Raw genomic sequence first — 26,882 nt, 5'->3', positions numbered from 1 at the left:
GAACTCGGCCGCCCCGGCCATGGTCATTATCGGTGATAGCGAACGTCCCCGGGGCGACCGTGCGCGCCGACTCGCCAGACTTGTCGCGCTTGCGCAGCGATGCCGGCTAAGCTCGTGCTATCGGTCTCTTTTCCTGGTCATGGAGGATTCTGCATGCTCGTTGCCTGGTTACTGGTCCTGCTGTTCGGCGTGGTCTATCTGGCCCACCGTCGTACCGCCCCCCTGCCCGCCCTGGCTATCGTGGCCGGCTACCTGTTGGCCATGGCGGCCTTCAGCCGCACGCCCGGCTGGCTGCTGACCCTGTTCTGGCTGCTGTGGCTCGCCGTGGCGCTGCCCCTGACGCTGCCGGAAATGCGCCGCAAGCGGCTGAGCGCACCACTGTTCGCCTGGTTCCAGAAGGTCCTGCCGCCGATGTCCGATACCGAACGGGAAGCCATCGAGGCCGGCACCGTGTGGTGGGATGGCGAGCTGTTCAGCGGCCGGCCGAACTGGAACAAGCTGCTCGACTACCCCAGACCGCGCCTCAGCGAGGAGGAACAGGCCTTTATCGACGGTCCCACCGAGGAGCTGTGCGCCCTGGTCAGCGACTGGCAGATCGGCCAGCAGCTGGACCTGCCAGCCAAGGCCTGGGAGCACATCAAGCGGCACGGTTTCTTCGCCCTGATCATTCCCAAGGAATACGGCGGCAAGGGCTTCTCCGCCTATGCCCACTCCCAGGTGGCGATGAAGCTGGCGACCCGCAGCGGCGACCTGGCCTCCACCGTGATGGTGCCCAACTCCCTGGGCCCGGCCGAGCTGCTGCTGCATTACGGCACCGACGAGCAGCGCCAGCACTACCTGCCCCGCCTGGCATCCGGGGAGGACATCCCCTGCTTCGCCCTGACCGGCCCGCTGGCCGGCTCCGATGCCGGCGCCATGCCGGACACCGGCATCGTCTGCAAGGGCCAGTGGCGCGGCGAGGAGGTCATCGGCCTGCGCCTGAACTGGGAGAAGCGCTATATCACCCTGGGCCCGGTGGCCACCCTGCTGGGTCTGGCGTTCAAGGCCTACGACCCCGACCATCTGCTCGGCGAGGAGGAGGACCTGGGCATCAGCCTGGCCCTGGTGCCCACCGACACCCCCGGGGTGGAGATCGGCCGGCGCCACCTGCCCCTCGGCGCCGCGTTCATGAACGGCCCCAACGCCGGCAAGGACGTGTTCATCCCGCTGGACTACCTGATCGGCGGCCCCGAGTACCTCGGCAAGGGCTGGATGATGCTGATGAACTGCCTGTCGGTGGGCCGCTCCATCTCCCTGCCGGCGGTGGGCACCGGCGCGGCCAAGTTCACCAGCCTCACCAGCGGCCAGTACAGCCAGGTGCGCGAGCAGTTCGGCGTGCCGCTGGCGGCCTTCGAAGGCATCCAGGAGGCTCTGGCGCGTATCGCCGGCAACGCCTGGCTAATGGACAGCGCGCGCATCCTCACCGCCCATGCAGTGGACCTGGGCGAGAAGCCCTCGGTACTCTCCGCGGTGCTCAAATACCATCTGACCGAGCGCGGCCGCGAATGCATCCAGCACGCCATGGACATCCACGGCGGCAAGGGCATCATCATGGGGCCGAGCAATTACCTGGCCCGCTCCTGGCAGGCCGCGCCGATCTTCATCACGGTGGAAGGCGCCAACATCCTCTCGCGCAACCTGATGATCTTCGGCCAGGGCGCGATCCGCTGCCATCCTTACGTGCTCAAGGAGATGGCGCTGGCCGGCCGCGATGACAGCCAGGCGGCACTGGAGGAATTCGACAAGCTGCTGCTGCAGCACATCGGCTTCGCCGTCGGCAACGCCGCCAGCAGCCTGCTCCTCAGCCTGAGCCTCGGCAGCACCGGCCAGGTGCCGGGCGACAACCTCAGCCAGCCGTATTTCCGCGCCCTCAATCGCCTGGCCGCGGCCTTCGCCCTGCTCGCCGACCTGAGCATGTTGCTCCTGGGCGGCGAGCTGAAGCGCCGCGAGCGCCTGTCCGCGCGCCTCGGCGACGTGCTCAGCCACCTCTACCTGGCCTCGGCGGCGCTCAAGCGCTATCACGACCTGGACTGCCCGGAGCACGCCCATGCCCTCTTGCGCTGGGCCCTGGAGGACAGCCTGGCGCAGGCCGAACGGGCCCTGGAAGGGCTGCTCGACAATTTCCCCAATCGCCTGCTCGGTTATGCCCTGCGCATGCTGGTGTTCCCCCTCGGCCGCCGCCATAAGGGCCCGAGCGACGCACTGGACGCCCAGGTGGCAGCGATCATCGGCCGCAACAGTGGCGATGCGGCGCTGGAAGAGCTGCTCGCCGGCTGCTATCGCCCGCAGGCCGAGGACGACCCGGTCACCGCCCTGCAACGCGCCAGGGATCTGCAGGAAAGCAGCCGCGCCGCCCGGGAAAAGCTGGAACAGGCCCTGGCGGCCGGACAACTGCGGGACGCCCCGGGACAGGACCCGCTGGAAGCGGCTCAGGCGGCCGGCGTGCTCAGCGCCGAGGAGGCCCAGTTGCTGCAGCAGGCCCGGACCGCGCACAGGGCCGTGATCGATGTCGACGACTTCGCCCAGGACGAGCTGAAGCTCGGCCGCGGCAAGGTACGCTGAGAGGACAGCGGGCGCCGGGACCTCTATACTCCCGCGCCCGTTTCACTTACAGGATTCACCCCATGGCCAGCGCCTACCTCGATCACCATCTCGCCCTGCTCGCCCACCTGCGCGGCATCCTGGTTGCCCTGGGCGAGGCCGAACAGATCCTCGATGACAGCCACGCGCTGTTCCTCGAGCGTTTCGATGAACTGGTCAAGGAACTGCCGGGCGACCCGGAAGCCAGCCTCTACCTGGGCCAGGACCTGATCAGCCAGATCTTCCACCGCTACCCGCAGATCGCCCACCTGGTGCCGCGCGACCTGCTGTGGTTCTTCGGCGGCGACTGCCTGCACTTCATGCCGGACGAAGAGATCGAGCTGTTCCAACGACTCGACGAGCGCCGCTTCGAAGCCGAGCAGAACGACGAGCCCTTCGACTGGAACCAGGAAAAGCAGCTACTGGCCCTGCCGCCGCAGAGCAGCAAGCACTGATCGACCAAACAAAAAAGCCCGCTCGGCATCGCCGGCGGGCTTTTTACGCGCTTTTCGAATAGCGCAAACGAAAACGCCGCTCGATGAGCGGCGTTTTCCTGTATTTGGAGCGGGAAACGAGACTCGAACTCGCGACCCCGACCTTGGCAAGGTCGTGCTCTACCAACTGAGCTATTCCCGCTTTACTACAAAATTGGCGTCCCCTAGGGGACTCGAACCCCTGTTACCGCCGTGAAAGGGCGGTGTCCTAGGCCACTAGACGAAGGGGACCTGGAACCTTTTACCGATACGCTGCCAGCGTATCGGTTTGGGCACCGCTCCGTGAGCGCTGCCTTAAAACTTGGAGCGGGAAACGAGACTCGAACTCGCGACCCCGACCTTGGCAAGGTCGTGCTCTACCAACTGAGCTATTCCCGCTTTACTACAAAATTGGCGTCCCCTAGGGGACTCGAACCCCTGTTACCGCCGTGAAAGGGCGGTGTCCTAGGCCACTAGACGAAGGGGACGCAGCCCGGAACTTCAATAGTCTTTCCGGCTTCATGCGCCTCGCTTATCGGCATTGCGCTTGAAGTGGCGCGCATTCTATGGAGCCTTGGACAGCTCGTCAACCTCTCTATAATTTTTTTTTAAAATCAAAGACTTCAGGGCAGAACGTGATCAAGATCTATCAGCCTCAAAGCTAAGGCACTACACTCGGGCGGAAAACCGCCGTACGAGAGGTTGTAGCGATGTCCCCCTTGGTGATTACCTTGCTGATTGTCGGCGGCATTATGGCTCTGGTCGCCATCGCCTACGTCAATCACATGGTCGAGAACAACAAGCTGGAGAAGGCGCGCCTGAAGGCCGACCTCAACGACCGCCTGAAGCGCTGCGCCGACCTCTCGGAGTCCATGCCCGGACAGTTGATGACGCCCCAGCTCAAACTCCTGCTCAGCCGGCTGCAACTGCACTTCGCCGAGCGCCTGCTGCCGCTGGACAAGAGCGCTGCCGGCAAGACCCGCCTCGATGAACTGCGCCAGCTGGTCGCCCAAGGCGAGTCGATTGCGGTACGCAACCCGCCTCAACCCGTTCTCACCGAGGCCAAGGCCAAGGACGTGCGTTTTCAGCTGGAAAACCTCCACGGCCAAGTCACTCGCTGCGCCAAAGAGGGCATCCTCACGGCCAATGAAGGCAAGCACTGGCTAGGCGAAGTCCGTCATATGCTGGCGCAACTGCATGTCGAATTCTTCAACAACCTCGGTCAACAGGCCCTGCAGCAGGCCCAGCCCGGCCAGGCGCGCCTGGCGTTCGAGCGCGGTGTACAGTACCTGCGCAAGCAACCGGACCCGAGCCGCTACAAGACCCAGTTGCAGCAGCTGGAACAGCACCTCGCCCGCGCCAATGCCATGGTTCTGCAAACATCCCAACCGGTCAGCGAAGACAGCAGCGAACTGACCGAGGGCCTGAAGGAACTGGAAAGCGACGACGACTGGAAGAAGAAGCCGATCTACGACTAACCGGATAAGGACAAACCATGAGCCTGACGCTATATGGCGCCCCCCTCTCGCCTTTCGTACGCAAGGTTCGCCTGTATCTGCAGGAGAAGGGCCTGAACTACCAGTTGGAGATCGTCCTGCCCTTCGGCCAGCCGGCCTGGTACTACGAACTCAACCCGCTCGGGCGCATTCCCTCGCTCAGGGATGGTGACTTCAGCCTCGCCGACTCCAGCGTCATCTGCCAGTACCTGGAGGACAAGCACCCCGAGCACGTCAGCCTGTTGGGCGACGGCGCCGAGCAACGCGCACGGGTGCGCTGGCTGGAGAAGTACGCGGACTACGAGCTGGCGCCGCTGTGCACTTTCGGCGTATTCCGTAACCGGGTGCTCAAGCCGAGCATGGGACAAGCCTGCGACGAGGCCGCCGTGCAGACGGCGCTGGAAACCAAACTGCCGCCCCATTTCGACTATCTGGAACAGCATCTCGGCGCCGCCGACTTCCTCGTCGGCGATCGTCTGAGCCTGGCAGACCTCGCACTCTGCTGCCAGTTGATCAACATGGAACATGGCGGCGAGCCGCTCGACGCGCGGCGCTGGCCGAACCTGGCCGGACTCTATGCCCGCATCAAGGCGCGCCCGTCGGTGCAGGCGGTACTGCCCGGCGAGCAGAAGATGCTCGCCAAGATGGGAGGCAAACCCTGAGCGTCGCCGACGCCGGCCGGCCGACTCCGCGGCTCGGCCGGCGCCAGGCTTTCAGCAGTCGGTCAGCCCGAGAAACACCTCGACCAGCCGCTCGATACCCGCTTGATCCTCCACACCGAAACGCCCGCGGCTCGGGCTGTCCAGATCCAGCACCCCGATCAGCCGCCCATCCTTGAGCAACGGCACCACCAGCTCGCTCGCGGAAGCGCTGTCGCAGGCGATGTGCCCGACGAAGGCGTGCACATCCTCCACCCGCTGGCTTTGCCGGCTGGCCGCCGCCGCACCGCAGACGCCACGGCCGAAGGGGATGCGCACGCAGGCCACCTTGCCCTGAAAGGGACCCAGCACCAACTGCTCGCCACGGGCCAGGTAGAAGCCGGCCCAGTTGAGGTCGGCCAGCTCCTGGAACAGGAAAGCGGAAAACTGCGCGGCATTGGCGATGAAGTCCCGCTCGCCGGCCAGCAGCGCCGCCAGCTGCGCCTCCAGCAGCGGGTAGCCCTCGAGCCCCGCCCCGACATCCCGTAGCTCGATCATGTCTGCGCCCCCAGGAGCTCGAGCCCCACCCAGTGCCTGGCGAACTGGTAGGCACAGCGACCATTGCGGTTGCCGCGCCCCAACGCCCAACGGATTGCCGCCTTCTCCAGCTCTTCGCCCCACTGCCACTCCAGCCCGGCCTCAGCAGCCTGCACCTCGATCCAGTGGCGCACCACCGCCAGGAAGTGCTCCTGGGTGAAGGGGTAGAAGGACAGCCACAGGCCGAAGCGGTCCGACAAGGCGATCTTGTCCTCCACCGCCTCATTCGGATGCAGCTCGCCGTCGACCCGCTGCCAGTGCTCGTTATCGCTCTGCTGCTCCGGCAACAGATGGCGACGATTCGAGGTGGCGTACAGCAGCACATTCTCCGGGGCACGCTCCAGCGAGCCGTCCAGCACGCTCTTGAGCACCCGGTAATCGCCCTCGCCGGCCTCGAACGACAGGTCGTCGCAGAACAGCACGAAGCGTTGCGGCAACTTGGCCAGCTCTTCGACCACCCGTGGCAGGTCCGCCAGATGATCGCGCTCGATCTCGATCAGCCGCAGGCCGGCCGCCGCATGCTCGGCCAGCAGCGCACGGACCAGGGACGACTTGCCGGTGCCCCGCGCGCCCCAGAGCAGGGCGTGATTGGCCGGCAGGCCCTGGACGAACTGGCGGGTATTGCGCGCCAACTGCTCGCGCTGGGCCTCCACCCCGATCAGGTCGCCCAGACTGAGGTCGAGGCTGATCCGCAGCGGCTGCAGGTAGCCGCCGCGGCCCTCTCGATGCCAGCGGGCGGCCAGACTCTGCTGCCAGTCGATGGCCGCGCGCTGAGCCGGAAGGTAGGGCTCGATACGGGTGAGCACGGCCTCGGCCCGCTGGAGAAAAGCCTGTAAACGGGAATCCACGACGCACTCCTTGTAGAGGGTAAACCAGCCAATACCCCTGCCGACGAGCGAAGCAGATGGGCTATGCTTGGCGGGCGAATGGATACGAGACTGCCCGGCCCCATGGACATACCGCTCACCCAACGCTTGTCGTTCAAGCAGGCCGGCCTGACCGTATTGGTGGCGTTCATCCTGGGCACCGTTCTCAGCCTGGTCCAGGTGGGCATCGATTATGCCAGCGAAGACGCCTCCATCAACCGCGAGATCCGGGCGCTCATGGAGATCAGTCACAACCCGGCCGCGCGCATCGCCTACAACATAGACGCCGAGCTGGCCCAGGAGCTGGTGTTCGGCCTGCTGCGCTCACCGGCGGTGATCGGTGCGAGGATCATCGACAACAGCGGCCTGACCCTGGCCAGCGTCAGCCAGCCGGCCAGCAAGAGTCGCTACCGCGTGCTCAGCGACTTCCTGTTCGGCGCACGGCGTCAGTTCGAGAGTTCGCTGTTCGTCAGCCATGCCCCCGACGAGGCCCTCGGCGTGCTGCACCTGGAGGTCGACACCTACTCCTTCGGCAGCCACTTCCTGCGCCGCTCCATGCTCACCCTGCTGACCGGCTTCGCCCGCAGCCTGCTGCTCTCGCTGATTCTCCTGGTGCTGTTCTATTTCACCCTGACCAAGCCGCTGGTGGAGGTGAGCCACGCCCTCAGCGAGCGCGATCCGAACACCCCCAATCGCAAGCGACTGCCCTGCCCGCCCGGCCATGAACGCGACGAGATCGGCACCCTGATCGCCGTCACCAACCAGCAGTTTTCCAGCATCGCCTCGGAGATCGAGCAACGCCGCGCGGCGGAAGATCGCCTGACCCAGTACCTGGCCGAGCTGGAGAACATCGTCTCGGCCCGCACCGCGGAGTTGAAAGCCGCCAACGCCCGCCTGCTCGAGTCCAACCGGGAGTTGGAACAGGCGCAACGCACCGCAGAGGACATGGCCCAGGCCCGCTCGGCATTCCTGGCCAACATGAGCCACGAGATCCGCACACCGCTCAACGGCCTGCTCGGCATGCTCGGGCTGTCCCTCGACGGCCCGCTGAGCCACGAACAGCGGCAACAGCTGTCGATAGCCCACGACTCCGGCAAGGTGCTGGTGGAGCTGCTCAACGACATCCTCGACCTGTCTAAATTCGAGGCCGGCCAGCTGGAGCTGGAGAGCATTCCCTTCGATCTCGCCAGCCTGGTCGAAGACACCGCCAACCTGCTGTCGCAGAACGCGGCGCCAAACGTCGAACTGACCTGCCTGATCGACCCGCGACTGCCCGCCCAGGTGCTCGGCGATCCGACGCGGGTGCGGCAGATCGTCAGCAACCTGATGTCCAACGCCCTGAAGTTCACCCGCCTGGGCCGCGTGGATGTGCGCGTCGACAGCCATCCAGACGGAGTACGGATCAGCGTGCGCGACACCGGCATCGGCATCGCCGAGGACGCCCAGGCGCGCATCTTCCAGCCCTTCGCCCAAGCCGGCGCCGGTATCACCCGCCAGTTCGGCGGCACGGGCCTGGGCCTGGCCCTGGCCCGCCGACTCTGCGAGGCCATGCGGGGCCAGCTGCAGCTGGAGTCCCAGGAGGGCCTCGGCAGCCGCTTCTGCGCCAGCCTGCCGCTGCAGAGCCACCTGCCCGCACCAGCGCCAACGCAGCTGCGCGGGCAGGTGATCGCCCTCAGCTCCAGCAACTCCGGCCTGAGCGAGCTGCTCGGCACCCTGCTGCCCACCTGGGGGCTCGACTACCGGCGCCTGGATACCGACGCCAGTCTGGCCGGTATCGCGGCCGACCTGCTGATCAGCGATTGCCCCGAGTGCCTGTTCGGTCGCCGCCCGGCCTGCACTCCACCGATCCTGCTGGTCACCGCCTACGGCAACTTCCTGCCCGGCGAGCAAGCCCTGGCCCTGGCGCCTATCGAGCAACTGGCACGCCCACTGTCGCGCCAAGCCCTGTTCCAGGCGGTGACTCGTTGCCTTGGCCAGATGCCAGCCAGCACGCCCGCTCCCGTCGAGACCACCCAGGCGAACGATCGTCAGGCACGGGTGCTGCTGGTCGAGGACAACCCGGTCAACCAGCTGGTCGCCAAAGGCATGCTGACCAAGCTCGGCTACGAGGTGGTGCTGGCCAATCACGGCGCCGAAGCGCTCAACCAGCTGGGCCAGCATGCAATCGACCTGGTGCTGATGGACTGCAACATGCCGGTGATGGACGGCTACGAGGCCAGTCGGCGAATCCGCCAGGACGGCAGCAACAGGGCGCTGCCGATCATCGCCCTGACCGCCAACGCCCTGCCCGATGAACGCGAGCGCTGCCGCGCGGCGGGCATGAACGACTACCTGGCCAAGCCGTTCCGCCGCGAGGAACTGGCCGCGCTGCTCGACCAGTGGCTGCCGGTCAGCTCAGTCCAATGAAGCGATCGAGCAAGCGTCCGACCTGCTCACGCAGCTCGGCCAGCTCGTCCAGGTCGACGCCCCGCTCGCAGAGCAACTGCCGCTTCAGCGGCACGACTCGATCGCGCAGGGCGCTGCCGGCCGGGGTCAGGGCCAGATGCACCTCGCGTTCGTCCTCGGCCGAGCGCCGGCGCACCAGCAAACCCAACTGCTCGAGACGCTTGAGCAGCGGCGTCAAGGTGCCGGAGTCGAGCATCAGGCGTTCGCCCAGGGCCTTGACCGTGGGCTGCCCCGGAGGCTGCTCCTGCCACTCCCACAGCACCAGCATCGCCAGGTATTGCGGGTAGGTCAGCTGCAGCCGCTCGAGCATCGGCTTGTAGGCGCGAATCACCGCCCGCGAGGCCGCGTAGAGCTTGAAGCACAACTGATCGTCCAGCCGTAGCGAACCCTCCGGCGTCGATGCCGAGGGGGTCATTTGAGCAGCGCTTCGATCTCGGCGCTCAGGTCCTCCGGCTTGGTGGCCGGCGCGAAGCGCTTGACCAGCCGGCCGTCGCCGCTGAGCAGGAACTTGGTGAAGTTCCACTTGATGCCCTGGCTACCGAGCAGGCCCGGTGCGCGCTTCTTCAGCTGCACGAACAACGGATGGGCGTCGGCGCCATTGACCTCCACCTTCTTGAACAGCGGGAAACTCACGCCGAAATTCAGCTCGCAGAACTCGGAGATCGCCCCTTCGTCGCCCGGCTCCTGCTTGCCGAACTGGTTGCAGGGAAAGCCCAGCACCACCAGCCCCCGGTCCTTGTACTGCTGCCACAGGCTTTCCAGGCCCTGGTACTGCGGGGTGAAACCGCACTTGCTGGCGGTATTGACCACCAGCACGGCCTTGCCGCCGAAGTCGGCGAGGGTCTTCTGCTCGCCCTTGATGGTGGTGCAGGGAATGTCGATCAATGAGTTGCTCATGCTGGCGATCCTTGGCTGTGATGAAGTGACGCCATAAATAGCAGGCAATTAAATTACGCACAATTTAATTGCCACATATAGATCCCCTCGATATCGCGCCATAGCCGTGACCAATCCACACCGCTGCGTTCAGCCGCGCGGCACCAGCTTGAGCGACACCGAATTGATGCAATACCGCAGGCCGGTCGGCTTGGGACCGTCGGGGAACACATGGCCCAGGTGGGCATCGCAGCGGGCACACTTGACCTCGATGCGGTGCATGCCATGACTGAAGTCATCCCGGCTGGCGATCGCATCCTTATTCACCGGCTGGAAATAACTGGGCCAGCCGCTGCCAGAGTCGTACTTGGCATCGGAATCGAACAGCGCCGCGTCGCAGCAGGCGCAGTGGTAGGTCCCCGGAGTCTTGCTGTCATGATACTGACCGGTGAAGGCCCGCTCCGTACCGCCGAGCCGGCAGACTTGGTACTGCTCCTGCGACAGTTCTTCACGCCAGGTTTCCAGGGGTTTCTCGAGCTTGTCCACCGCAGGTCTCCTTCGCTTAAAAAAGCCGACCAATCGCTTTGCCCGGATCGGGCCGCCACGTATGATTCGACCCCAGTCTGTCACCCGCGTTACAAGCTGCCAAGGCTCGTTCATTTCGAGTCTTTTGCCGCGCTTCACGCGGCGTTTTTCCAATTCGGGATCATCCACATGCAGGTCAGCAAATCGAACAAGCTCGCCAACGTCTGTTATGACATCCGCGGGCCGGTGCTCAAGCACGCCAAACGCCTGGAAGAGGAAGGCCACCGCATCCTCAAGCTGAATATCGGCAACCCGGCGCCGTTCGGTTTCGAAGCCCCCGAGGAAATCCTCCAGGACGTGATCCGCAACCTGCCCACCGCCCAGGGCTATAGCGATTCCAAGGGTCTGTTCAGCGCGCGCAAGGCGGTGATGCAGTACTACCAGCAGAAGCAGGTGGAAGGCATCGGCATCGAGGACATCTACCTGGGCAATGGCGTGTCCGAGCTGATCGTCATGGCCATGCAGGCGCTGCTCAACAACGGCGACGAGGTGCTGATCCCGGCGCCGGACTACCCCCTGTGGACGGCCGCGGTCGCCCTGTCCGGCGGCAAGCCGGTGCACTACCTGTGCGACGAGCAGGCCGGCTGGTTCCCCGATGTCGCCGACATGCGCGCCAAGATCACGCCGAACACCAAGGCCCTGGTGCTGATCAACCCGAACAACCCCACCGGCGCGGTGTACTCCAAGGAGGTGCTGGAGGACATAGTGGAACTGGCGCGCCAGCACAACCTGGTGCTGTTCTCCGACGAGATCTACGACAAGATCCTCTACGACGAGGCCCAGCACATCGCCACCGCCGCCCTGGCGCCGGACGTGCTGTGCCTGACCTTCAACGGCCTGTCGAAGTCCTACCGGGTCGCCGGCTTCCGCTCCGGCTGGGTGGCGATCTCCGGCCCCAAGCACCGCGCCCAGAGCTATATCGAGGGCCTGGACATCCTCGCCAACATGCGCCTGTGCGCCAACGTGCCGAGCCAACATGCGATCCAGACCGCCCTGGGCGGCTACCAGAGCATCAACGACCTGGTGCTGCCCAACGGCCGCCTGCTGGAGCAACGCAACCGCACCTGGGAACTGCTCAACGACATCCCCGGGGTCAGCTGCGTCAAACCCATGGGCGCGCTCTACGCCTTCCCCAGGATCGACCCCAAGGTCTGCCCGATCCACAACGACGAGAAGTTCGTCCTCGACCTGCTGCTGTCCGAGAAGCTGCTGATCGTCCAGGGCACCGCCTTCAACTGGCCCTGGCCGGACCACTTCCGCGTGGTCACCCTGCCGCGGGTCGACGACCTGGAGCAGGCCATCGGGCGCATCGGCAACTTCCTCGCCGGCTACCGCCAGTAAACCCATGGACCTGCAGATCGACGACTTCTACAAGGACGCCGCCAGCGGCCTGCTGCTGCTCTATCAGGTGTTCCCGCGCAAGATGGCGCTGTACGTCGAGGACCTGATCGGCCGCGAGGAGCCGGACGAGTTCGGCCTGCCCAGCAAGCGCCACCAGAGCTGCCTCGGCGCCCTGCTGTGGCTGGCCGAGGAAGGCTACCTGCGCTTCGACTCGACCATCGCCTACGATGCCCTGGACCAGGCGGTGCTCAGCGAGAAGGGCTTCCTGCGCCTGAGCCGCGGCGTACCCCACGCCCTCGGCGAGGGCGAGGCCCTGCCGCCGAGCGTGCGCCGGGTACAGGCCAGCCTGGCCTTCCAGTTGCGCGAGGCGCTGGCGCAGAAACATGGCGAACGGATTTCCCGGCTGACCCGCCTGGTCTTCGCGGGCGCTCTGGCCGGGGCAAACGACACAGTTTGAAATAGTCCCTCGGTTGAATAGCCGAGGGGCGCGCCCTTATATAGCCGGCATAACCGGACCGTCTTTTCTCCTGAGGAGTAGTTTCACACCATGATGCGCATCTTGCTGTTCCTGGCCACCAACCTGGCGGTCCTGATCATCGCCAGCATCACGCTCAAGCTGTTGGGGGTCGACCGCTACACTGGCCAGAACTATGGCAGCCTGCTGGTCTTCTGTGCGGTATTCGGCTTCGCCGGCTCGCTGATCTCGCTGTTCATCTCCAAGTGGATGGCGAAGATGAGCACCGGCACCGAAATCATCAGCCAGCCGCGCACCCGCCATGAACAGTGGCTGCTGCAGACCGTCGAGGAGCTGTCCCGCGAGGCCGGCATCAAGATGCCCGAGGTGGGCATCTTCCCGGCCTACGAATCCAACGCCTTCGCCACCGGCTGGAACAAGAACGACGCCCTGGTCGCCGTCAGCCAGGGCCTGCTGGAGCGTTTCTCCCCCGACGAAGTGCGCGCCGTGCTGGCCCACGAGATCGGCCACGTGGCCAACGGCGACATGGTCACCCTGGCGCTGATCCAGGGCGTGGTGAACACCTTCGTGATGTTCTTCGCGCGGATCTTCGGCAACTTCGTCGACAAGGCCATCCTCAAGAACGAAGACGGCCACGGCATCGGCTATTTCGTGGCGACCATCTTCGCCGAACTGGTACTGGGCATCCTGGCCAGCATCATCGTCATGTGGTTCTCGCGCAAACGCGAGTTCAAGGCCGACGAGGCCGGCGCCCGCCTGGCCGGTACCGGCGCGATGATCGCCGCCCTGCAGCGCCTGCGCGCCGAGCAGGGGGTGCCGGTGCACATGCCCGACAGCCTGACCGCCTTCGGCATCAACGGCGGCCTGAAGAACGGCCTGGCCGGCCTGCTGATGAGCCACCCGCCGCTGGAAGACCGCATCGAGGCGCTGCGCCAGCGCGGCTAAGCTGCACCAATCGAAAAGGGCGACCCTAGGGCCGCCCTTTTTCATGTCCGCGGCTCAGCGCCGCGCCAACCGATAGACCCGCTCGTCCAGCTGCCGCAGCCCCCGCTGGCGAAACCTTTCGTTCTCGGCCAGCACGTCGCAGGTCTCGAGCCCCTCGACCTGCCAGCCCGCGGCGAACAGACCCCGCACCTCGGCGTCGCCCACCGCGAACGGCGGGCCCTCCATCTGAGCCTGTTCGTAGTCCAGGCTGACCAGCAGCCCCCGGCTGCCGGGCGCCAGGATAGCGCCCAGGTGCGCGGCATAGCGCTGGCGCATCGGCGGCGGCAGGGCGATCAGCGCGGCGCGATCGTAGAACGCGGCGCAATCGGCCAGATGCTCGGCGCGCAGCGCGAAGAAGTCGCCGCACCACAACTCGATATTTTCGGCCCGGTAGACCTCGAAGGCTCCGTGCTGGCTGATCTGCGGCGCCAGCCCCCGCTCAGCGAAGAAGCCCTCCACCGCCTGACGCGCCAGCTCGACACCCAGCACCCGATGGCCCCGGGCCGCCAGCCAGGCCATGTCCAGACTCTTGCCGCACAGCGGCACCAGCACCCTGCCCGCGCCATTCAGCGCCAACTCGGGCCAGTAACGTTGCAGGTAGGGATTGACCTCGCCCTGGTGAAAACCTATCTGCCCCTGGGCCCAACGGGCCTGCCAGAACGCCTCGTCCACTGCCTCCCTCCAATAATTCGATAGAAAAGCTCGAAATTTTATACTGGAACTCGATATATCCAGCCGCGATCATGGTGCCATCCTACTGCAGGAATCGCGCAAGATGCTGCCCAGCCTATTCATCTCCCACGGCTCGCCCATGCTGGCCCTGGAGCCGGGAGCCAGCGGCCCGGCCCTGGCCCGCCTGGCCGGCCAGCTGCCCCGCCCACGCGCCATTCTGGTGGTCTCCGCCCACTGGGAAAGCGCCGACCTGCGCGTGACCGGCGCCGCCCGCCCGGCCACCTGGCACGATTTCCGGGGCTTCCCCGCACAGCTGTATGCCGTGCAATATCCCGCCCCCGGCGACCCGCGCCTGGCCGAGCAGATCGCCGAGCGCCTGAACGTCGCCGGCCTGCCCACCGACCTCGATGCCGAGCGCCCCCTGGACCACGGCGCCTGGGTGCCGCTGTCGCTGATGTATCCGGCGGCCGACATCCCGGTCGTGCAGCTGTCCCTGCCCAGCGAGCAGGGTCCGGCCCTGCAGAGCCGCATCGGCCGCGCCCTGGCCGACCTGCGCAAGCAGGACGTGCTGCTGATCGGCTCCGGCAGCATCACCCATAATCTGGGCGAGCTGGACTGGCACGCCGGCCCCGAGACTATCGAGCCCTGGGCCCAGGCCTTCCGCGACTGGATGGTGGACAGGCTCGCCGCCGGTGACGACGCGGCGCTGCACGACTACCGCCGGCTGGCGCCCCAGGCGCTGCGCAACCATCCGAGCGATGAACACCTGCTGCCGCTGTTCTTCGCCCGCGGCGCCGGCGGCGCCTTCCGCGTCGAGCACAGCGGTTTCACCCATGGCGCCCTGGGCATGGACATCTACAGCTTCGCCTGAAACACCGGGCGCGGCGGCGGCCTTGAGTAAGCGACTGCCCCCCCCCCTGAGTTCTTATCGGTCGCCGCGGCTTCGGGCATAGTTCCAGGGCGCTGCGCCCACGGCTGCGAACGGACAACCATGTCCGATATCCAGCCCCTCCAACCACAAGGAAAGTGCCCATGCCTGCCAAGCTACTCGTCACCCTCGGCATCGTCTTCTACGCCGTGGTAGTCCCCGTCTTCGAGATCAACGCCAGCCATGTCTTCAATCCGCAGTGGACACCCCACGCCCGCCTGCACGAGGTCTGGCAGCTGGCCACCAACTGCGCCATCGGCGCCTTTAGCCTGTGGCTGGTCTGGCTTCGCAACGAGATCCGCCTGAGCAGCCTACTCACCCTATTCGTCACCGGCGGTTTCCTCCTGGCCTACGGCCTGCGTCACAACTATGGCGGCTCCATGCTGCTGTCCGACGGTTCGGAGAAGCTGATCTTCGGCATAAACCTGGGGCTGTTCGCCTACAGCCTGGCCATCGCCCTGGCGGCTGTGGCGGTCGGACTGACGGGCCGAAGCAAGGCCCGGCCACAAGCCCAATAATGAAAAAAGCCCCGCAGTGCGGGGCTTTTTTCATCGGGCGAAGATCAGTCCTCGCGGTAGCGGCGCAGCTTGAGCGGCTTGCCACCGACGCGGGTGTCCTTGAGCTTGCCCAGCAGGCGCTCCAGGCCCTCCTCCGGCAGCTCGACCAGACTGAAGCTCTCGCGCACCTGGATGCGACCGATGGCTTCGCGGGCCAGGCCGCCTTCGTTGAGGATGGCGCCCAGCAGGTTCTTCGCCGCGATACCGTCACGCGCCCCCAGGGCGGTACGGCAACGGGCACGGCCCTCGGCCAGCGGCATCGGCGCACGACGCTCGCGGCTGTCGCCACGCTCGGAGCGCTCGCGCGGGGCGCCGCTCGGCACCAGGGGCTGCTCGCGCTCGACCTCGGCCAGGGTCAGCGCCTGGCCATTGGTGGCCTTGCGCAGCAGGGCCGCGGCCAGGGCGCGCGGGTTGCAGGCGATCTCGGCGGTCAGGCGATCGAGCAGCTCGCCGTGGCTGGCCTCGGCATCGGCCACCAGCGGCGCCAGGCTGGCGGTGAGCTTCTTGATCCGCGCATCCAGCACCTGCTGGGAGTTGGGCAGCTTGACCTCGCCGACCTTCTGCCCGGTGACGCGCTCGATCACCTGCAGCATGCGGCGCTCGCGCGGGGTGACCAGCAGCAGGGCCCGGCCATCGCGACCGGCGCGGCCGGTACGGCCGATGCGGTGCACGTAGGACTCCGGATCGTAGGGCATGTCGACGTTCATCACATGGGTGATGCGCGGCACGTCCAGGCCGCGGGCGGCGACGTCGGTGGCGACGACGATGTCCAGGCGGCCGTCCTTGAGCGAATCGATCACCCGCTCGCGCTGGTTCTGGGCGATGTCGCCGTTCAGCGCGGCGGCCTTGTAGCCCTTGGCTTCCAGGGCTGCCGCCAGGTCCAGGGTGGCCTGCTTGGTGCGCACGAAGGCGATCAGCGCATCGAACTCCTCGACCTCCAGCAGGCGCAGCACCGCGGCGTGCTTCTGGTCGGCATGCACCATCAGGTGGGCCTGCTCGATGCGCGCGACGGTCTGGGTCTTGGCGGCGATCTTGATGTGCTGCGGGTTACGCAGGTGCTTCTCGGCAATGGCGCGGATCGAGTGCGGCAGGGTCGCGGAGAACAGCACGCTCTGACGGCTTTCCGGCATGGCCTGGAAGATCACTTCCAGGTCGTCCATGAAGCCCAGCTTGAGCATCTCGTCCGCTTCGTCGAGGACCAGGTATTGAATGGTCGACAGCACCTTCTCGTCGCGACGCAGGTGGTCGACCAGGCGACCCGGGGTGGCGACTATCACCTGGGCGCCCTGGCGGATGGCCTTGAGCTGCGGGCCCATGGGCGCACCGCCGTACACGGCCACCACGTTGAGGCCGGGCATCTGCTTGGAATAGGTCTCGAAGGCGGTGGCCACCTGCAGGGCCAGCTCGCGGGTCGGCGCCAGGATCAGCGCCTGGGGCTCGCGCTTGCTCGGGTCGATCTTCGACAGCAGCGGCAGGGCGAAGGCCGCGGTCTTGCCGGTGCCGGTCTGGGCCTGGCCGATCATGTCGTGGCCGCCGAGGATCACCGGAATGGCCTGGGACTGGATGGGGGACGGCTCTTCGTAGCCGACTGCGATCAGCGCGGAGAGAATACTGGGATGAAGTCCGAGCGCGGCGAAGCCGCCGATTTCCTGGGTCATGGGTCTGCCTCAAGTGCATCCGCAAAGACCCATGTTCCAAAGCTGCGCATGCCGTGTAAGACCCGAAAGTCACCCTGGCAGCCCTGTCGGCGGGGATTTGCGAAAACGTCGTGATGAATGAATCGTCTAGGATTGCCCGCTGTTGCGGACAGGCTGCCGAGGATAGCCCTCGGGCGAGTTGCACTACCTGAACGTGGCCAAAAATTGACCGGCGCGCACTATACCGGAAATCCTGACGGTTGTGCTGGTTTTTCCCGAATAAAGCCCGGCCACCGCTCGGCGGTCATCCTCCGGTAGCCTGGCGCGGTCAGGCTGATGGCTTGGACAAGCCCGCACGGCGGGGCTATACCCCCACAGCCGCACCCCATGGGAGGAACGCTGTCATGACTCGAAACACCAGCGGCCGCATCAACCGCGAGAAGCGCGGCCCCATCCTGCTGCTCGGCCTGGACCGAGTAGCCAAACGCAACGCCTTCGACCTGGCCATGCTCGAGGACCTGTGCCTGGCCTACGGCGAGTTCGAGCGCGACGACGAGGCGCGGGTGGCCCTGGTGCATGCCCGGGGCGAACACTTCACCGCCGGCCTGGACCTGGCCGATGTCGCCACCCGGTTCGCCGCCGGCTGGCAGATACCCGAGGGCGGTTGCGACCCCTGGGGCGTGTTCGGCGGCCCGCGGGTCGGCAAACCGGTAATAGTCGCCGCCCAGGGCTACTGCTACACCGTCGGCATCGAGCTGATGCTGGCCGCGGACATCAATCTCTGCGCCAGCAATACCCGCTTCGCCCAGATGGAGGTGCAGCGCGGCCTGTTGCCCTTCGGCGGTGCCACCCTGCGCCTGCACCAGCGCGCCGGCTGGGGCAACGCCATGCGCTGGCTGCTCACCGGCGACCCCTTCGATGCCCACGAGGCCTACCGCCTGGGCCTGGTACAGGAGGTGGTGGCCAGCGAGGACCTGTTGCCGCGGGCCCTGTGGCTGGCCGGGCGCATTGCCGCCCAGGCCCCGCTCGGCGTACGGGCCACCCTGGCCTCGGCCCGCCAGGCGCTGGGCGAAGGCGAAGCGGCGGCGGCCGCCAGCCTGCAGCCGACCGTGACCCGCCTGATGGCCAGCGAGGATGCCGGCGAAGGCCTGCGCGCCATGCTCGAGCGCCGGCCCGGCGACTTCAAGGGCCGCTGACTTCCGCCTCAACTGGCCGGACGCAGCCCCTCGAACAGGGGCTGCAGGGAGTAGCCCAGGCGCGGCGCCAGGGACTCGACCCGAGCGCGCAGCCCATCCAGGTCGAGGCGCTGTTCCAGGTCGGCCGGCACCAGCAGGATCACGTTGCCCTCCTTCACCGGGCACTCCCAATAGTGCCGGTGGAACAGGCCGCGCAGCAGTGCGGCGCCCAGCGGCTTGCCGTCGTCGCAGGCCCACTGGTTGATGATCAGCCAACCGTCGGGGTTGAGACGCTTCTGGCAGTCTTCGAGGAAGCGCCAGGCCAGGTGACCGGCGCCCGGCCCGTGGTCGGTGTAGAGGTCGACGAAGATCAGGTCGGCCGACTCGGCGCTGGGCAGCAACTCCAGGGCGTCGCCGATGCGGATGGTCAGCCGCGGATCGTCCTCCAGGCCGAGGAACTCCATGGCCAGGCGCGGCACCTCAGGGCGCAGTTCGATGGTCTCCACGTCGTCCAGCGGCAGGAATCTGAGGCAGGCCTGGGTCAGGTTGCCGGCCCCCAGACCGAGGAACAGCGCACTCTGCGGCGCCGCGTGACACAGCGCGCCGAGCAGCATGGCGCGGGTGTAGTCGTACTCCAGCCAGCTGGGGTCGGCGGTGAATACGCAGCTCTGCTCGATCGCCTCGCCGAACTCGAGGAAGCGGTAGGCACCGATCTCCACCACGCGGATCACGCCGTAGGCGTCCTCTACCTCGGCCAGCAGCACCTCGTCTTGCATCTCATCCACCGGGGGTAAACCTGGCATCCAGCGTTCTCCATCGTGGCCCCCGGCCGGCAGCTGCGGGGCAATAGAAGGATTGTCGAGCAAGCACAGCGCACGGGTCACGCACTAATTGCCCACAGCCACGCCCGATGGCTCGCCACCGACCAGACGCCCTATGCATGCAACGGCTCTATCGAGGCCATCGGCTTGAAGCACGCGGCTTATCGGTTACCATGCCAGTCCGTCCCAATTGCCTGAACCGAGAAGCCCCGATGTCGCAACCCTGGAGCCCCGATAGCTGGAGAGCCAAGCCGATCCAGCAGCAGCCGACCTACCCCGACGCCGCCCACCTGGCAAGAGTCGAACAGACCCTGGCCGGCTACCCGCCGCTGGTGTTCGCCGGCGAGGCCCGTGAGCTGCGCCGCCAGTTCGCCGAGGTGACCCAGGGCCGCGCCTTCCTGCTGCAGGGCGGCGACTGCGCCGAGAGCTTCGCCGAGTTTTCCGCGGCGAAGATCCGCGACACCTTCAAGGTGCTGCTGCAGATGGCCATCGTCATGACCTTCGCCGCCGGCTGCCCGGTGGTCAAGGTCGGGCGTATGGCCGGTCAGTTCGCCAAGCCGCGCTCGGCCAACGATGAAACCATCGGCGATACCACCCTGCCGGCCTACCGCGGCGACATCGTCAACGGCATCGGCTTCGACAGCGCCAGCCGGGTGCCCGACCCGGAGCGCCTGCTGCAGTCCTACCACCAGGCCACCGCGACGCTGAACCTGCTGCGCGCCTTCGCCCAGGGCGGCTTCGCCGACTTGCACCAGGTGCACCAGTGGAATCTGGACTTCATCGCCAACTCGGCGCTGGCCGAGAAGTACAGCCACCTGGCCGACCGTATCGACGAGACCCTGGCGTTCATGCGCGCCTGCGGCATGGACAGCTCGGCCCAGGTGCGCGAGACCAGCTTCTTCACCGCCCACGAGGCACTGCTGCTCAACTACGAGGAAGCCTTCGTGCGCCGCGACAGCCTCACCGGCGGCTGGTACGACTGTTCGGCGCACATGCTGTGGATCGGCGACCGCACCCGCCAGCTGGACGGCGCCCACGTCGAGTTCCTGCGCGGCGTCGGCAACCCCATCGGGGTCAAGGTCGGCCCGAGCATGAACAGCGAGGAGCTGATCCGCCTGATCGACCTGCTCAACCCGGACAACGACCCCGGTCGCCTCAACCTGATCGTGCGCATGGGCGCGGACAAGGTCGAGGCCGGTCTGCCACGGCTGATCCAGACCGTGCAGCGCGAGGGCCGCCAGGTGCTGTGGAGCTCCGACCCGATGCACGGCAACACCATCAAGGCCAGCAGCGGCTACAAGACCCGCGACTTCGCGCAGATTCTCGCCGAGGTGAAGCAGTTCTTCGCCGTGCACCAGGCCGAGGGCAGCTACGCCGGCGGCATTCACATCGAGATGACCGGACAGAACGTCACCGAATGCATCGGCGGCGCGCGGCCGATCACCGAGGACGGCCTGTCGGATCGCTACCACACCCACTGCGACCCGCGGATGAACGCCGACCAGTCCCTGGAGCTGGCCTTCCTGATCGCCGAGACCCTCAAACAGGTTCGCCGCTAAGCGCACCCGCGGCGGATAGTCCACCGGGCTTTTCCGCCGCACCTGCAAGCCAGCGGGCGGCCACCTGACAAGCGGCCCGTCGCGCGATATGGTGAGGGCTCAAGTCCAACCGTCGAGGACTCCATCATGCCTTGGTATGCCTGGCTGCTGCTTATCCTCATCCTGGGCTCCATAGTCGGTGGCCTGCTGGTGCTGCTGCGCACCGCCAAGCCCTTGCCGCTCAGCGAAGAGCAGCTGCAGAAGATCCGTGAACGCAAGCTCGAAATGGAAGCCCAGGATGCCAAGGACGCGGGTCGGCGCTAGCCTGCTGATCGCGCTGCTCGCCGGCTGCACCGGCATCACGCCGGGCGGCAGCGGGCCGACCGACTGCACCGCCCTGTTCGCCCAACTGCACCAGACCACCCAGGCTCACCAGGATGCCCAGTACTGGCGTCTGGAGGGTTTCCCCGGCCTGCGCAGCGACCGACTGCTGGCCAGCCTGGGCGCCGCTGCCCAGACGGCCGAGCAGCGGCGCCTGTGGGCACGGCGCCTGGCCGCCCGCGACGCCGAGGCCAGTCAGGTGGAAATCGACCAGCTCGCGCCGGCGCAGCGACGCTTCTGGCGCGACAGCGCCCGTCAGCAGGCGCTCGGCAGCTGCCGCACTACCCAGGTACGACGCCTGGCCGAGGAGCCTCGTGCCTTCGCTCGCGCCATCGCCGCCGCCCGAGTCCCCGACGACTACCGTGCTTGGCCGCGCCTGCTCGGCCTCAACCCATTGATCAAGCCAGTCTTCCGTCAGGGGGTCGCAGCCTGGCAGCGGGCTGCGACCCGTGCCAGGGCCCCGGAAGACGGGCCACGGTGGCTGAGCTACGCCCCCCTGCCACAGACCGGGACGATCCGCGCGCTGAGCCTGAGCACAGACGCCTTGGGCCTGCCCCAGGCCGATGCCGACGAACTCGAGACGTTGTTCGCCCGCCACGCGCCGCACCTGCGCATCGCCCAAGGCAGTCGCAGCGATCGCATCGGCAGCCCCTATTTCGCCGCCGATGGCGCCCGCCGCTTCAACACCCAGCAGGCACGCCTCTATCGGCACAGCGGCTGGAGCCGGATCAACGGCCGCTGGCACCTGCAACTGGTCTATCAGCTCTGGTTCGATCGGCGGCCCAAGCCCCATGCGCTGGACCTGTACGGCGGCGAACTGGACGGACTGCTCTGGCGCGTCACCCTCGACGCCCGTGGCAACGCGCTGCTCTACGACAGCATCCATCCCTGCGGCTGCTGGCACAGCTTCTATCTGCCGCGAAATTCCCCCCTGCGCTTTCGCCAGCCCGCGCACGAGGAGGCCCGCCTGGTGCGGCGCCTGCCCCTGGACGGCGATCAGGCGCCTACGCTCTGGCTGAGCGCCGGCAGCCACTACCTGGCCTGGGTCGACGGGCGTCGCTCCCCCTACCCTGCGCTGCGCTACCAGCAAGTCGATCTCGATCAACTACGCCGCCTGCCCCACCCAAACGGCCGGCGCAGCCTCTACGGCCGCGACGGCCTGGTGCCCGGCAGCCAGCGTCTCGAACGCTGGCTGCTGTGGCCCTCCGGCGTTGTCTCTCCCGGGGCCATGCGTCAATGGGGGCGCCACGCCATCGCCTTTATCGGCCGCGCCCATTTCGACGACCCGCACCTGCTGCAACGCTATTTCCATTGAGGGCGATGCGCACCGCTCAATCGGCGGCCTCTGCGGTGCTCTCCGCCTCGCTGAGCCTGACCGCGACCCGGCTGGGCCCGAAGATCTCCGCCAGTTGGCCGCCGCGCCTCAGTTGCTCGAGCAGACTGGCGAAACGCTCGGGACTGATGGGCCCCTGGGGGCGGACCAGGGCATAGTGCTTGTAGCGCTGATCGATCCGGTCCGAGACCAGCAACTTCCCGGCATAAAGGCGATTGCGCTCGAGAAAGTCGCCGATGTAGGAGCGCGTCACCAAGGCGATATCGGCCCGTCGGCGCAACACCATCAGCAGGTTGCTGTCGTGGGAGTAGGTCAGGGTGGCGTTGAAGCTGTCCTGCAGGAACTCTTGATCGGCGTTGAAGTCGGCAAAAGCGTAGTGATAGCCGCTGTAGAGCGCCAGGCGCTTGCCCTGCAGGGAGTCGAAGTAGCTCTGCTCACGACCGGGCTCGACCCTCGCGACGAACACCTCGGCATCTTCCAGGCCCATGTCGACGGCCTCATGGGGAATGCTTTGCCAGTCCCAGGCCGGGTTCTCGAACAACACCAGATCGATACGTCCCTGCTGGAAGTCGCGAAATCGCCTAGGCAACGACGAAGGAACCATGACGAAGCGATAGCCGCTCTGTGCAGCGTTCAGTGCCTCGAGCAGCTCCAGCAGCAGCCCCGAAGCATTCGGCTGCTCGGGCTTGACCACATAAGGCGGGAAGTGCACGCCGCCGACGTTCACCACCTGCTCTGCCGCCACCGGCCCACTCAGCAGGAGCACACTCAGCCAAGCACATGCATGCCGCATCCAGCGCTTCGATAGCATCATATATCCCCCCAACCTTCCCTATGCACGGATTCCAATGTCGGAGGAGCCGCTAGGGCTCCGGAGCCATCAGGTGATAACGCCCCAACAAGGGCTCCAGCTGCCCTTGCTCATCCAGAACCTGCAACAAGGCAGCGAAGCTTTCGGGCCCCAGGGGGCCTTGTCGGCGAAACAACGCGTGGTGCTGATAGACCTGATCGACCCGCTCCGACACCAGCAACGCCGAGCGCCGCTCGGGATGGCGGTCCTGATAGAGCTGCAGATAGGAACGGGTAATCACGGCAATATCCGCACGCCCACGTAATAGCATGATCAGATTGCTGTCGTGGGAATAGGTGAGCACCGCATCGAATTCCTCGACGAGAAACTGCTGGTCGGCGTTGAAGTCGGCGAAGCCGTAGTGATAGCCGCTGTACAGGGCCAGGCGCTTGCCCTTGAGTTGCTCGAAATAACGCTGGTCGCGCCCCGGTTCGGCCCGGGCGACATAGACTTCGGCGTCTTCGACCCGCAGATCCAGGGCATCGTGTTCGGTATCCTGCCACCCCCAGCTCGGCGACTCGAACAGGATCAGGTCGAAGCGCCCGCTCTCGAGGTCACGGTAGCGGCGGGTCACCGAGGTGGGCACCAACTCGAAGCGATACTCGCTCTGCAACCCATTCAAAGCGGCCAGCAACTCCGGCAACAACCCGCCGGGGCTGGCGCTCTCGGGTTTGATCACATAGGGCGGGAAATGGTAGGCGCCGACAGCCACCCGCTGTTCGGCTGCCAACGGCAGGGCGGCCAGCAGGCTCATTGTGACCAGTAGAACTCTGAACACCGCGCGCAAGGGACGCTCCATAGTGCACACACGACCTGATCCACTCCCTGTCCGTGTCACACGACCTTTCCCTTGGCCGTAGCGATGCTGTCGACTCTCAGGCTAAGCCTAGTCGATCCTGCTCAAACTTCCTTGAGGACCAGCGATAAAGCCTCTTCGGCCAGCTGTTCCAGGGTCATGGAACCCTCGGGATGGAACCAGGTGGTGGTCCAGCTCAGCGCACCGGTGAGAAAACGCCGCAGGATGAAGGGGTCGCCCTTGAAGCAGCCCTGCTCCTGGGCCTCGCCCAGCACCGTCAGCCACAGCCGCTCATAGCTGTCGCGCAACTCGAGAATGAAGCGTTGGCCTTCGGGCGACAGTGAACGCCATTCATAGACCAACACCGCCATGGCCTCGCCGGTGCCGCCCATGATCGATTGCAGCTCGCAACGGATCAGCGCCAACACCCGCTCGCGCAGGCTGTGTGCAGTCGCCAGCTCCGCCTGCATCAGGGCCGTGTTGTAGCGGATGGTCTCCTCCATCACCGACCGGAGGATCTCATCCTTGCTCTTGAAATGGTGGAAGATGCTGCCCGACTGAATGCCCACCGCGCTGGCCAGATCGCGCACCGTGGTGCGCTCGTACCCCTTGCTGCGAAACAGGTGTGCAGCCATTTGCAGCAACTTGCCGCGGGCGCTGTCCGGATCGGTGATCAGGCCTTCTGCCACCAATTCACGCATCACCGCCTGAGCTTGTCGGTCGTCCACGCAGGTCACTCCCCATACATCGTCTCGACTGCGGTCAGCCGAACCCGTTCCGGCATATTCCCCAGCACTCTCGGCAGATTTCGCCAAGTGCTTGTCGTTATTACTGAAATTTATGCCGGGCAGGCCACCCAAGCAAGCGCTCGGCCGCACTTTTGGCCGGATCGCCCTCCTCTCTCACTTCAAAACCAAGCGCTTGCTTGGTAGTCTTCGACTCATTATCCCGTGCAACGGAACCCGACAATGACCAAGACCGTGCGTATCGGCTGCGCCTCCGCCTTCTGGGGCGACACCTGCACCGCCGCCCCTCAGCTGGTGCACGGTGCCGAGCTGGACTATCTGGTGTTCGACTATCTGGCCGAGATCACCCTGTCGATCATGGCCGGAGCCAAGCTGAAACAGCCGGACCAGGGCTATGCCGGCGATTTCGTCGAGGTGCTGAGGCCGCTGCTCGGCGAGATCGCCGCCAAGGGCATTCGCGTCATCAGCAACGCCGGCGGCATCAACCCCGGCGCCTGCGCCGAGGCCCTGAGCAGCGCCTGCGCCAAGGCCGGGGTGCCGCTGAAGATCGCCGTGGTTCATGGCGACGACCTGCGTCCCAGGCTCGCCGAGTTGATCCAGGCCGGCTCCCGGGAATTGCACAGTGGCGCGCCGCTGCCTTCCACCTGCCTGTCGGTCAACGCCTATCTGGGTGCGCCGGGCATAGTCGAGGCGCTGCGGCTGGGGGCCGATATCGTCATCACCGGCCGGGTGGTCGACAGCGCGGTGGTCAGCGCCGCCCTGGTGCATGAGTTCGGCTGGGCCTGGGACGACTATGACAGGCTGGCTCAGGCCGCCCTGGCCGGCCACATCATCGAGTGCGGCGCACAGTGCACCGGCGGCAACTTCACCGACTGGCAAGACGTGCCGGACTATGCACACATCGGCTTTCCCATCGTCGAGGTGCAGGCGAACGGCCACTTCGTGGTGACCAAGCCGCGAGGCACAGGCGGCCTGGTCACCCCCCTGAGCGTCGGCGAACAGCTGCTCTACGAGATTGGCGACCCGCGTGCCTATCTGCTGCCGGATGTGGTCTGCGACTTCACCCGAGTCGAGCTCAGGCAGCTGGGCGATAACCGTGTCGAGCTGCAAGGCGCCAGGGGCCTGCCGCCCACCGGGCAGTACAAGGTCAGCGCCACCTACCCGGACGGTTTCCGCTGCACCGCCAGCTGCCTGATCGCAGGCATCGACGCGGCGGCCAAGGCCGAGCGCGTCGCCCGGGCGATCATCGCCAAGAGCGAGGAAATCCTCACCCAGCGCGGCTGGGGCCCCTACAGCGAAGTGAGCCTCGAACTGCTGGGCTGCGAGGCCACCTACGGCCCCCATGGGCGGCGGCAAGACAGCCGCGAGGTGGTGATCAAACTGGCGGTGCGCCATGCGCAGAAGGAGGCGCTGGTGCTGTTCTCCCGCGAGATCGCCCAGGCCGCCACCGGCATGGCCCCGGGGCTGACCGGCATAGTCGGCGGCCGCCCCACGGTGTACCCGGTGATTCGCCTGTTCAGCTTCCTGGTGGACAAGTCGAGCTGTCGCCTGGAGGTCGAGCTTGATGGCCAGCGCCAGCCGGTCGCCCTGCCGGGCGGCGCGACCTTCGCCCCCGGGGACCTGGCCGAGGCCGCCGAGCCGCCGCGCCCCGAGGGCCTGGCCGATGCCAGCGTGCCCCTGGTCAAGCTGGCCGTGGCGCGCTCCGGCGACAAGGGCAATCACAGCAACATCGGCGTCATGGCGCGCCGGCCCGAGTTCCTGCCCTGGATCGCCGAGGCCCTGGGCAGCGAGGCGGTGGTCGACTGGATGGCCCATGTACTCGACCCGCAACTCGGTCGCGTCAGCCGCTGGTACCTGCCCGGCAGCCACAGCCTGAACTTCCTGCTGGAGAACGCCCTGGGGGGCGGCGGCGTGGCCAGCCTGCGCATCGACCCCCAGGGCAAGGCCCTGGCCCAGCAACTGCTGGAATTCCCGGTACCGGTGCCAAGGAGCATTGCCGAACGAGTGTGAGCCCTAGGGTGGGTCGGGCCGCGCAGGCGTAACCCACCGAATA

The 26,882-nt window shown here is 66.4% G+C and carries 26 protein-coding genes and 4 tRNA genes; 15 read left to right on the top strand and 15 right to left on the bottom strand.

Going from position 1 to position 26,882, the window contains the following annotated elements; genetic code table 11:
* Window positions 1-153 precede the first annotated feature (153 nt).
* On the top strand, window positions 154-2,601 hold the full coding sequence (locus ACSX1C_RS03285) for an acyl-CoA dehydrogenase (protein WP_439888218.1): 2,448 nt from the start codon (window positions 154-156) through the stop codon (window positions 2,599-2,601).
* A 62-nt stretch (window positions 2,602-2,663) separates the two neighbouring features.
* The gene (locus ACSX1C_RS03280; protein ID WP_318642078.1) at window positions 2,664-3,074 is read left to right on the top strand and encodes a PA2817 family protein; all 411 of its coding nucleotides are present in this window, start codon (window positions 2,664-2,666) and stop codon (window positions 3,072-3,074) included.
* A gap of 105 nt (window positions 3,075-3,179) precedes the next feature.
* Here the strand turns inward: ACSX1C_RS03280 and ACSX1C_RS03275 are convergent.
* The 4 genes from ACSX1C_RS03275 to ACSX1C_RS03260 form a co-directional block, all read right to left on the bottom strand.
* A tRNA-Gly gene (locus ACSX1C_RS03275) sits at window positions 3,180-3,255 on the bottom strand.
* A gap of 13 nt (window positions 3,256-3,268) precedes the next feature.
* Window positions 3,269-3,344 (bottom strand) — tRNA-Glu (locus ACSX1C_RS03270).
* Window positions 3,345-3,415: 71 nt separating this feature from the next.
* A tRNA-Gly gene (locus tag ACSX1C_RS03265) sits at window positions 3,416-3,491 on the bottom strand.
* Between the two features lie 13 nt (window positions 3,492-3,504).
* Window positions 3,505-3,580, bottom strand: a tRNA-Glu gene (locus tag ACSX1C_RS03260).
* A 222-nt stretch (window positions 3,581-3,802) separates the two neighbouring features.
* On the opposite strand from ACSX1C_RS03260, the gene ACSX1C_RS03255 reads away from it, so the two are divergent.
* Together ACSX1C_RS03255 and ACSX1C_RS03250 are read left to right on the top strand one after the other, a co-directional pair.
* Window positions 3,803-4,570 carry a hypothetical protein gene (locus ACSX1C_RS03255; protein WP_439888217.1) on the top strand — a complete coding sequence of 256 codons (768 nt, stop codon included), beginning with the start codon at window positions 3,803-3,805 and terminating at the stop codon, window positions 4,568-4,570.
* A gap of 17 nt (window positions 4,571-4,587) precedes the next feature.
* A complete protein-coding gene (locus ACSX1C_RS03250) occupies window positions 4,588-5,250 on the top strand; it encodes a glutathione S-transferase family protein (RefSeq protein WP_439888216.1) in 663 nt (220 codons plus the stop codon).
* Between the two features lie 51 nt (window positions 5,251-5,301).
* On the opposite strand, the gene ACSX1C_RS03245 is transcribed toward ACSX1C_RS03250, so the two are convergent.
* Complete coding sequence (locus ACSX1C_RS03245; protein WP_439888215.1) at window positions 5,302-5,784, bottom strand: GAF domain-containing protein; 483 nt, start codon at window positions 5,782-5,784, stop codon at window positions 5,302-5,304.
* On the bottom strand, window positions 5,781-6,671 hold the full coding sequence (locus ACSX1C_RS03240) for an ATP-binding protein (RefSeq protein ID WP_439888214.1): 891 nt from the start codon (window positions 6,669-6,671) through the stop codon (window positions 5,781-5,783). Before ACSX1C_RS03240 ends, ACSX1C_RS03245 begins: the two co-directional genes overlap by 4 nt.
* 102 nt (window positions 6,672-6,773) lie before the next feature.
* Between ACSX1C_RS03240 and ACSX1C_RS03235 the strand changes: the two genes are divergently transcribed.
* Window positions 6,774-9,095 (top strand): ATP-binding protein, encoded by a 2,322-nt coding sequence (locus tag ACSX1C_RS03235; RefSeq protein ID WP_439888213.1) that lies wholly within the window; start codon window positions 6,774-6,776, stop codon window positions 9,093-9,095.
* Here the strand turns inward: ACSX1C_RS03235 and ACSX1C_RS03230 are convergent.
* The 3 genes from ACSX1C_RS03230 to msrB all read right to left on the bottom strand — a co-directional run bounded on the left by ACSX1C_RS03230 (window position 9,079) and on the right by msrB (window position 10,556).
* Window positions 9,079-9,549, bottom strand: coding sequence for a MarR family winged helix-turn-helix transcriptional regulator (locus ACSX1C_RS03230; protein ID WP_439888212.1), 471 nt, complete (start codon window positions 9,547-9,549; stop codon window positions 9,079-9,081). The genes ACSX1C_RS03235 and ACSX1C_RS03230 overlap by 17 nt on opposite strands.
* Window positions 9,546-10,031: a glutathione peroxidase gene (locus ACSX1C_RS03225; RefSeq protein ID WP_439888211.1), complete on the bottom strand. Its 486-nt coding sequence runs from the start codon at window positions 10,029-10,031 to the stop codon at window positions 9,546-9,548. The genes ACSX1C_RS03230 and ACSX1C_RS03225 overlap by 4 nt, the downstream gene beginning before the upstream one ends.
* Before the next feature lie 129 nt (window positions 10,032-10,160).
* Complete coding sequence (gene msrB, locus ACSX1C_RS03220; RefSeq protein WP_439888210.1) at window positions 10,161-10,556, bottom strand: peptide-methionine (R)-S-oxide reductase MsrB; 396 nt, start codon at window positions 10,554-10,556, stop codon at window positions 10,161-10,163.
* Window positions 10,557-10,724: 168 nt separating this feature from the next.
* On the opposite strand from msrB, the gene ACSX1C_RS03215 reads away from it, so the two are divergent.
* The 3 genes from ACSX1C_RS03215 (at window position 10,725) to htpX (ending at window position 13,356) form a co-directional block, all read left to right on the top strand.
* Window positions 10,725-11,936 carry a pyridoxal phosphate-dependent aminotransferase gene (locus ACSX1C_RS03215; RefSeq protein WP_439888209.1) on the top strand — a complete coding sequence of 404 codons (1,212 nt, stop codon included), beginning with the start codon at window positions 10,725-10,727 and terminating at the stop codon, window positions 11,934-11,936.
* A 4-nt stretch (window positions 11,937-11,940) separates the two neighbouring features.
* Complete coding sequence (locus ACSX1C_RS03210) at window positions 11,941-12,393, top strand: hypothetical protein (protein WP_439888208.1); 453 nt, start codon at window positions 11,941-11,943, stop codon at window positions 12,391-12,393.
* 90 nt (window positions 12,394-12,483) lie between these two features.
* On the top strand, window positions 12,484-13,356 hold the full coding sequence (gene htpX / locus ACSX1C_RS03205; RefSeq protein ID WP_439888207.1) for a protease HtpX: 873 nt from the start codon (window positions 12,484-12,486) through the stop codon (window positions 13,354-13,356).
* A 54-nt stretch (window positions 13,357-13,410) separates the two neighbouring features.
* On the opposite strand, the gene ACSX1C_RS03200 is transcribed toward htpX, so the two are convergent.
* Window positions 13,411-14,067 (bottom strand): thiopurine S-methyltransferase, encoded by a 657-nt coding sequence (locus ACSX1C_RS03200; RefSeq protein ID WP_439888206.1) that lies wholly within the window; start codon window positions 14,065-14,067, stop codon window positions 13,411-13,413.
* Window positions 14,068-14,170: 103 nt separating this feature from the next.
* Between ACSX1C_RS03200 and ACSX1C_RS03195 the strand changes: the two genes are divergently transcribed.
* Together ACSX1C_RS03195 and ACSX1C_RS03190 are read left to right on the top strand one after the other, a co-directional pair.
* Window positions 14,171-14,938 (top strand): DODA-type extradiol aromatic ring-opening family dioxygenase, encoded by a 768-nt coding sequence (locus ACSX1C_RS03195; protein WP_439888205.1) that lies wholly within the window; start codon window positions 14,171-14,173, stop codon window positions 14,936-14,938.
* A gap of 161 nt (window positions 14,939-15,099) precedes the next feature.
* The gene (locus tag ACSX1C_RS03190; protein ID WP_439888204.1) at window positions 15,100-15,513 is read left to right on the top strand and encodes a hypothetical protein; all 414 of its coding nucleotides are present in this window, start codon (window positions 15,100-15,102) and stop codon (window positions 15,511-15,513) included.
* A 44-nt stretch (window positions 15,514-15,557) separates the two neighbouring features.
* Here the strand turns inward: ACSX1C_RS03190 and ACSX1C_RS03185 are convergent, their stop codons facing one another.
* Window positions 15,558-17,210, bottom strand: a complete 1,653-nt coding sequence (locus ACSX1C_RS03185) for a DEAD/DEAH box helicase (protein ID WP_318642093.1) — start codon at window positions 17,208-17,210, stop codon at window positions 15,558-15,560.
* A gap of 383 nt (window positions 17,211-17,593) precedes the next feature.
* Here ACSX1C_RS03185 and ACSX1C_RS03180 point away from each other — a divergent pair, with 383 nt between their 5' ends.
* Window positions 17,594-18,385: a crotonase/enoyl-CoA hydratase family protein gene (locus ACSX1C_RS03180; protein WP_439888203.1), complete on the top strand. Its 792-nt coding sequence runs from the start codon at window positions 17,594-17,596 to the stop codon at window positions 18,383-18,385.
* A gap of 8 nt (window positions 18,386-18,393) precedes the next feature.
* Here ACSX1C_RS03180 and ACSX1C_RS03175 read toward each other — a convergent pair whose 3' ends face one another.
* Window positions 18,394-19,167, bottom strand: a complete 774-nt coding sequence (locus ACSX1C_RS03175; protein ID WP_439888202.1) for a spermidine synthase — start codon at window positions 19,165-19,167, stop codon at window positions 18,394-18,396.
* A gap of 230 nt (window positions 19,168-19,397) precedes the next feature.
* Between ACSX1C_RS03175 and ACSX1C_RS03170 the strand changes: the two genes are divergently transcribed.
* The 3 genes from ACSX1C_RS03170 (at window position 19,398) to ACSX1C_RS03160 (ending at window position 22,419) form a co-directional block, all read left to right on the top strand.
* Window positions 19,398-20,744, top strand: coding sequence for a class II 3-deoxy-7-phosphoheptulonate synthase (locus ACSX1C_RS03170; protein ID WP_439888201.1), 1,347 nt, complete (start codon window positions 19,398-19,400; stop codon window positions 20,742-20,744).
* A 126-nt stretch (window positions 20,745-20,870) separates the two neighbouring features.
* Window positions 20,871-21,047 carry a DUF2897 family protein gene (locus ACSX1C_RS03165; protein ID WP_318642097.1) on the top strand — a complete coding sequence of 59 codons (177 nt, stop codon included), beginning with the start codon at window positions 20,871-20,873 and terminating at the stop codon, window positions 21,045-21,047.
* Window positions 21,022-22,419, top strand: coding sequence for a hypothetical protein (locus tag ACSX1C_RS03160; RefSeq protein ID WP_439888200.1), 1,398 nt, complete (start codon window positions 21,022-21,024; stop codon window positions 22,417-22,419). Before ACSX1C_RS03165 ends, ACSX1C_RS03160 begins: the two co-directional genes overlap by 26 nt.
* A 16-nt stretch (window positions 22,420-22,435) precedes the next feature.
* On the opposite strand, the gene ACSX1C_RS03155 is transcribed toward ACSX1C_RS03160, so the two are convergent.
* The 3 genes from ACSX1C_RS03155 to ACSX1C_RS03145 form a co-directional block, all read right to left on the bottom strand.
* Entirely contained in the window at window positions 22,436-23,230 is a 795-nt protein-coding gene (locus ACSX1C_RS03155; RefSeq protein ID WP_439888199.1) for a substrate-binding periplasmic protein, read from the bottom strand.
* Window positions 23,231-23,300: 70 nt separating this feature from the next.
* Complete coding sequence (locus ACSX1C_RS03150) at window positions 23,301-24,086, bottom strand: substrate-binding periplasmic protein (protein WP_439888198.1); 786 nt, start codon at window positions 24,084-24,086, stop codon at window positions 23,301-23,303.
* Between the two features lie 101 nt (window positions 24,087-24,187).
* On the bottom strand, window positions 24,188-24,811 hold the full coding sequence (locus ACSX1C_RS03145) for a TetR/AcrR family transcriptional regulator (protein ID WP_439888197.1): 624 nt from the start codon (window positions 24,809-24,811) through the stop codon (window positions 24,188-24,190).
* Between the two features lie 240 nt (window positions 24,812-25,051).
* On the opposite strand from ACSX1C_RS03145, the gene ACSX1C_RS03140 reads away from it, so the two are divergent.
* Window positions 25,052-26,839 carry an acyclic terpene utilization AtuA family protein gene (locus ACSX1C_RS03140; protein WP_439888196.1) on the top strand — a complete coding sequence of 596 codons (1,788 nt, stop codon included), beginning with the start codon at window positions 25,052-25,054 and terminating at the stop codon, window positions 26,837-26,839.
* Window positions 26,840-26,882: the final 43 nt, after the last annotated feature.

Source organism: Pseudomonas sp. MBLB4123 (genome assembly GCF_051904775.1).
GTDB lineage: Bacteria > Pseudomonadota > Gammaproteobacteria > Pseudomonadales > Pseudomonadaceae > Aquipseudomonas > Aquipseudomonas benzenivorans_B.
The sequence above is the reverse complement of the archived record's forward strand: the minus strand, read 5'-3'. Positions and strand labels throughout refer to the sequence as shown.

Bases quoted from the DNA above. Each gene is read 5' to 3' on its own strand.
- ACSX1C_RS03285 (WP_439888218.1), top strand. From the start codon at position 154: ATGCTCGTTGCCTGGTTACTGGTCCTGCTGTTCGGCGTGGTCTATCTG.
- ACSX1C_RS03280 (WP_318642078.1), top strand. From the start codon at position 2,664: ATGGCCAGCGCCTACCTCGATCACCATCTCGCCCTGCTCGCCCACCTG.
- ACSX1C_RS03255 (WP_439888217.1), top strand. From the start codon at position 3,803: ATGTCCCCCTTGGTGATTACCTTGCTGATTGTCGGCGGCATTATGGCT.
- ACSX1C_RS03250 (WP_439888216.1), top strand. From the start codon at position 4,588: ATGAGCCTGACGCTATATGGCGCCCCCCTCTCGCCTTTCGTACGCAAG.
- ACSX1C_RS03245 (WP_439888215.1), bottom strand. From the start codon at position 5,784: ATGATCGAGCTACGGGATGTCGGGGCGGGGCTCGAGGGCTACCCGCTG.
- ACSX1C_RS03235 (WP_439888213.1), top strand. From the start codon at position 6,774: ATGGACATACCGCTCACCCAACGCTTGTCGTTCAAGCAGGCCGGCCTG.
- ACSX1C_RS03230 (WP_439888212.1), bottom strand. From the start codon at position 9,549: ATGACCCCCTCGGCATCGACGCCGGAGGGTTCGCTACGGCTGGACGAT.
- ACSX1C_RS03225 (WP_439888211.1), bottom strand. From the start codon at position 10,031: ATGAGCAACTCATTGATCGACATTCCCTGCACCACCATCAAGGGCGAG.
- ACSX1C_RS03215 (WP_439888209.1), top strand. From the start codon at position 10,725: ATGCAGGTCAGCAAATCGAACAAGCTCGCCAACGTCTGTTATGACATC.
- ACSX1C_RS03210 (WP_439888208.1), top strand. From the start codon at position 11,941: ATGGACCTGCAGATCGACGACTTCTACAAGGACGCCGCCAGCGGCCTG.
- htpX (WP_439888207.1), top strand. From the start codon at position 12,484: ATGATGCGCATCTTGCTGTTCCTGGCCACCAACCTGGCGGTCCTGATC.
- ACSX1C_RS03195 (WP_439888205.1), top strand. From the start codon at position 14,171: ATGCTGCCCAGCCTATTCATCTCCCACGGCTCGCCCATGCTGGCCCTG.
- ACSX1C_RS03190 (WP_439888204.1), top strand. From the start codon at position 15,100: ATGCCTGCCAAGCTACTCGTCACCCTCGGCATCGTCTTCTACGCCGTG.
- ACSX1C_RS03185 (WP_318642093.1), bottom strand. From the start codon at position 17,210: ATGACCCAGGAAATCGGCGGCTTCGCCGCGCTCGGACTTCATCCCAGT.
- ACSX1C_RS03180 (WP_439888203.1), top strand. From the start codon at position 17,594: ATGACTCGAAACACCAGCGGCCGCATCAACCGCGAGAAGCGCGGCCCC.
- ACSX1C_RS03175 (WP_439888202.1), bottom strand. From the start codon at position 19,167: ATGCCAGGTTTACCCCCGGTGGATGAGATGCAAGACGAGGTGCTGCTG.
- ACSX1C_RS03170 (WP_439888201.1), top strand. From the start codon at position 19,398: ATGTCGCAACCCTGGAGCCCCGATAGCTGGAGAGCCAAGCCGATCCAG.
- ACSX1C_RS03165 (WP_318642097.1), top strand. From the start codon at position 20,871: ATGCCTTGGTATGCCTGGCTGCTGCTTATCCTCATCCTGGGCTCCATA.
- ACSX1C_RS03160 (WP_439888200.1), top strand. From the start codon at position 21,022: ATGCCAAGGACGCGGGTCGGCGCTAGCCTGCTGATCGCGCTGCTCGCC.
- ACSX1C_RS03155 (WP_439888199.1), bottom strand. From the start codon at position 23,230: ATGCGGCATGCATGTGCTTGGCTGAGTGTGCTCCTGCTGAGTGGGCCG.
- ACSX1C_RS03150 (WP_439888198.1), bottom strand. From the start codon at position 24,086: ATGGAGCGTCCCTTGCGCGCGGTGTTCAGAGTTCTACTGGTCACAATG.
- ACSX1C_RS03140 (WP_439888196.1), top strand. From the start codon at position 25,052: ATGACCAAGACCGTGCGTATCGGCTGCGCCTCCGCCTTCTGGGGCGAC.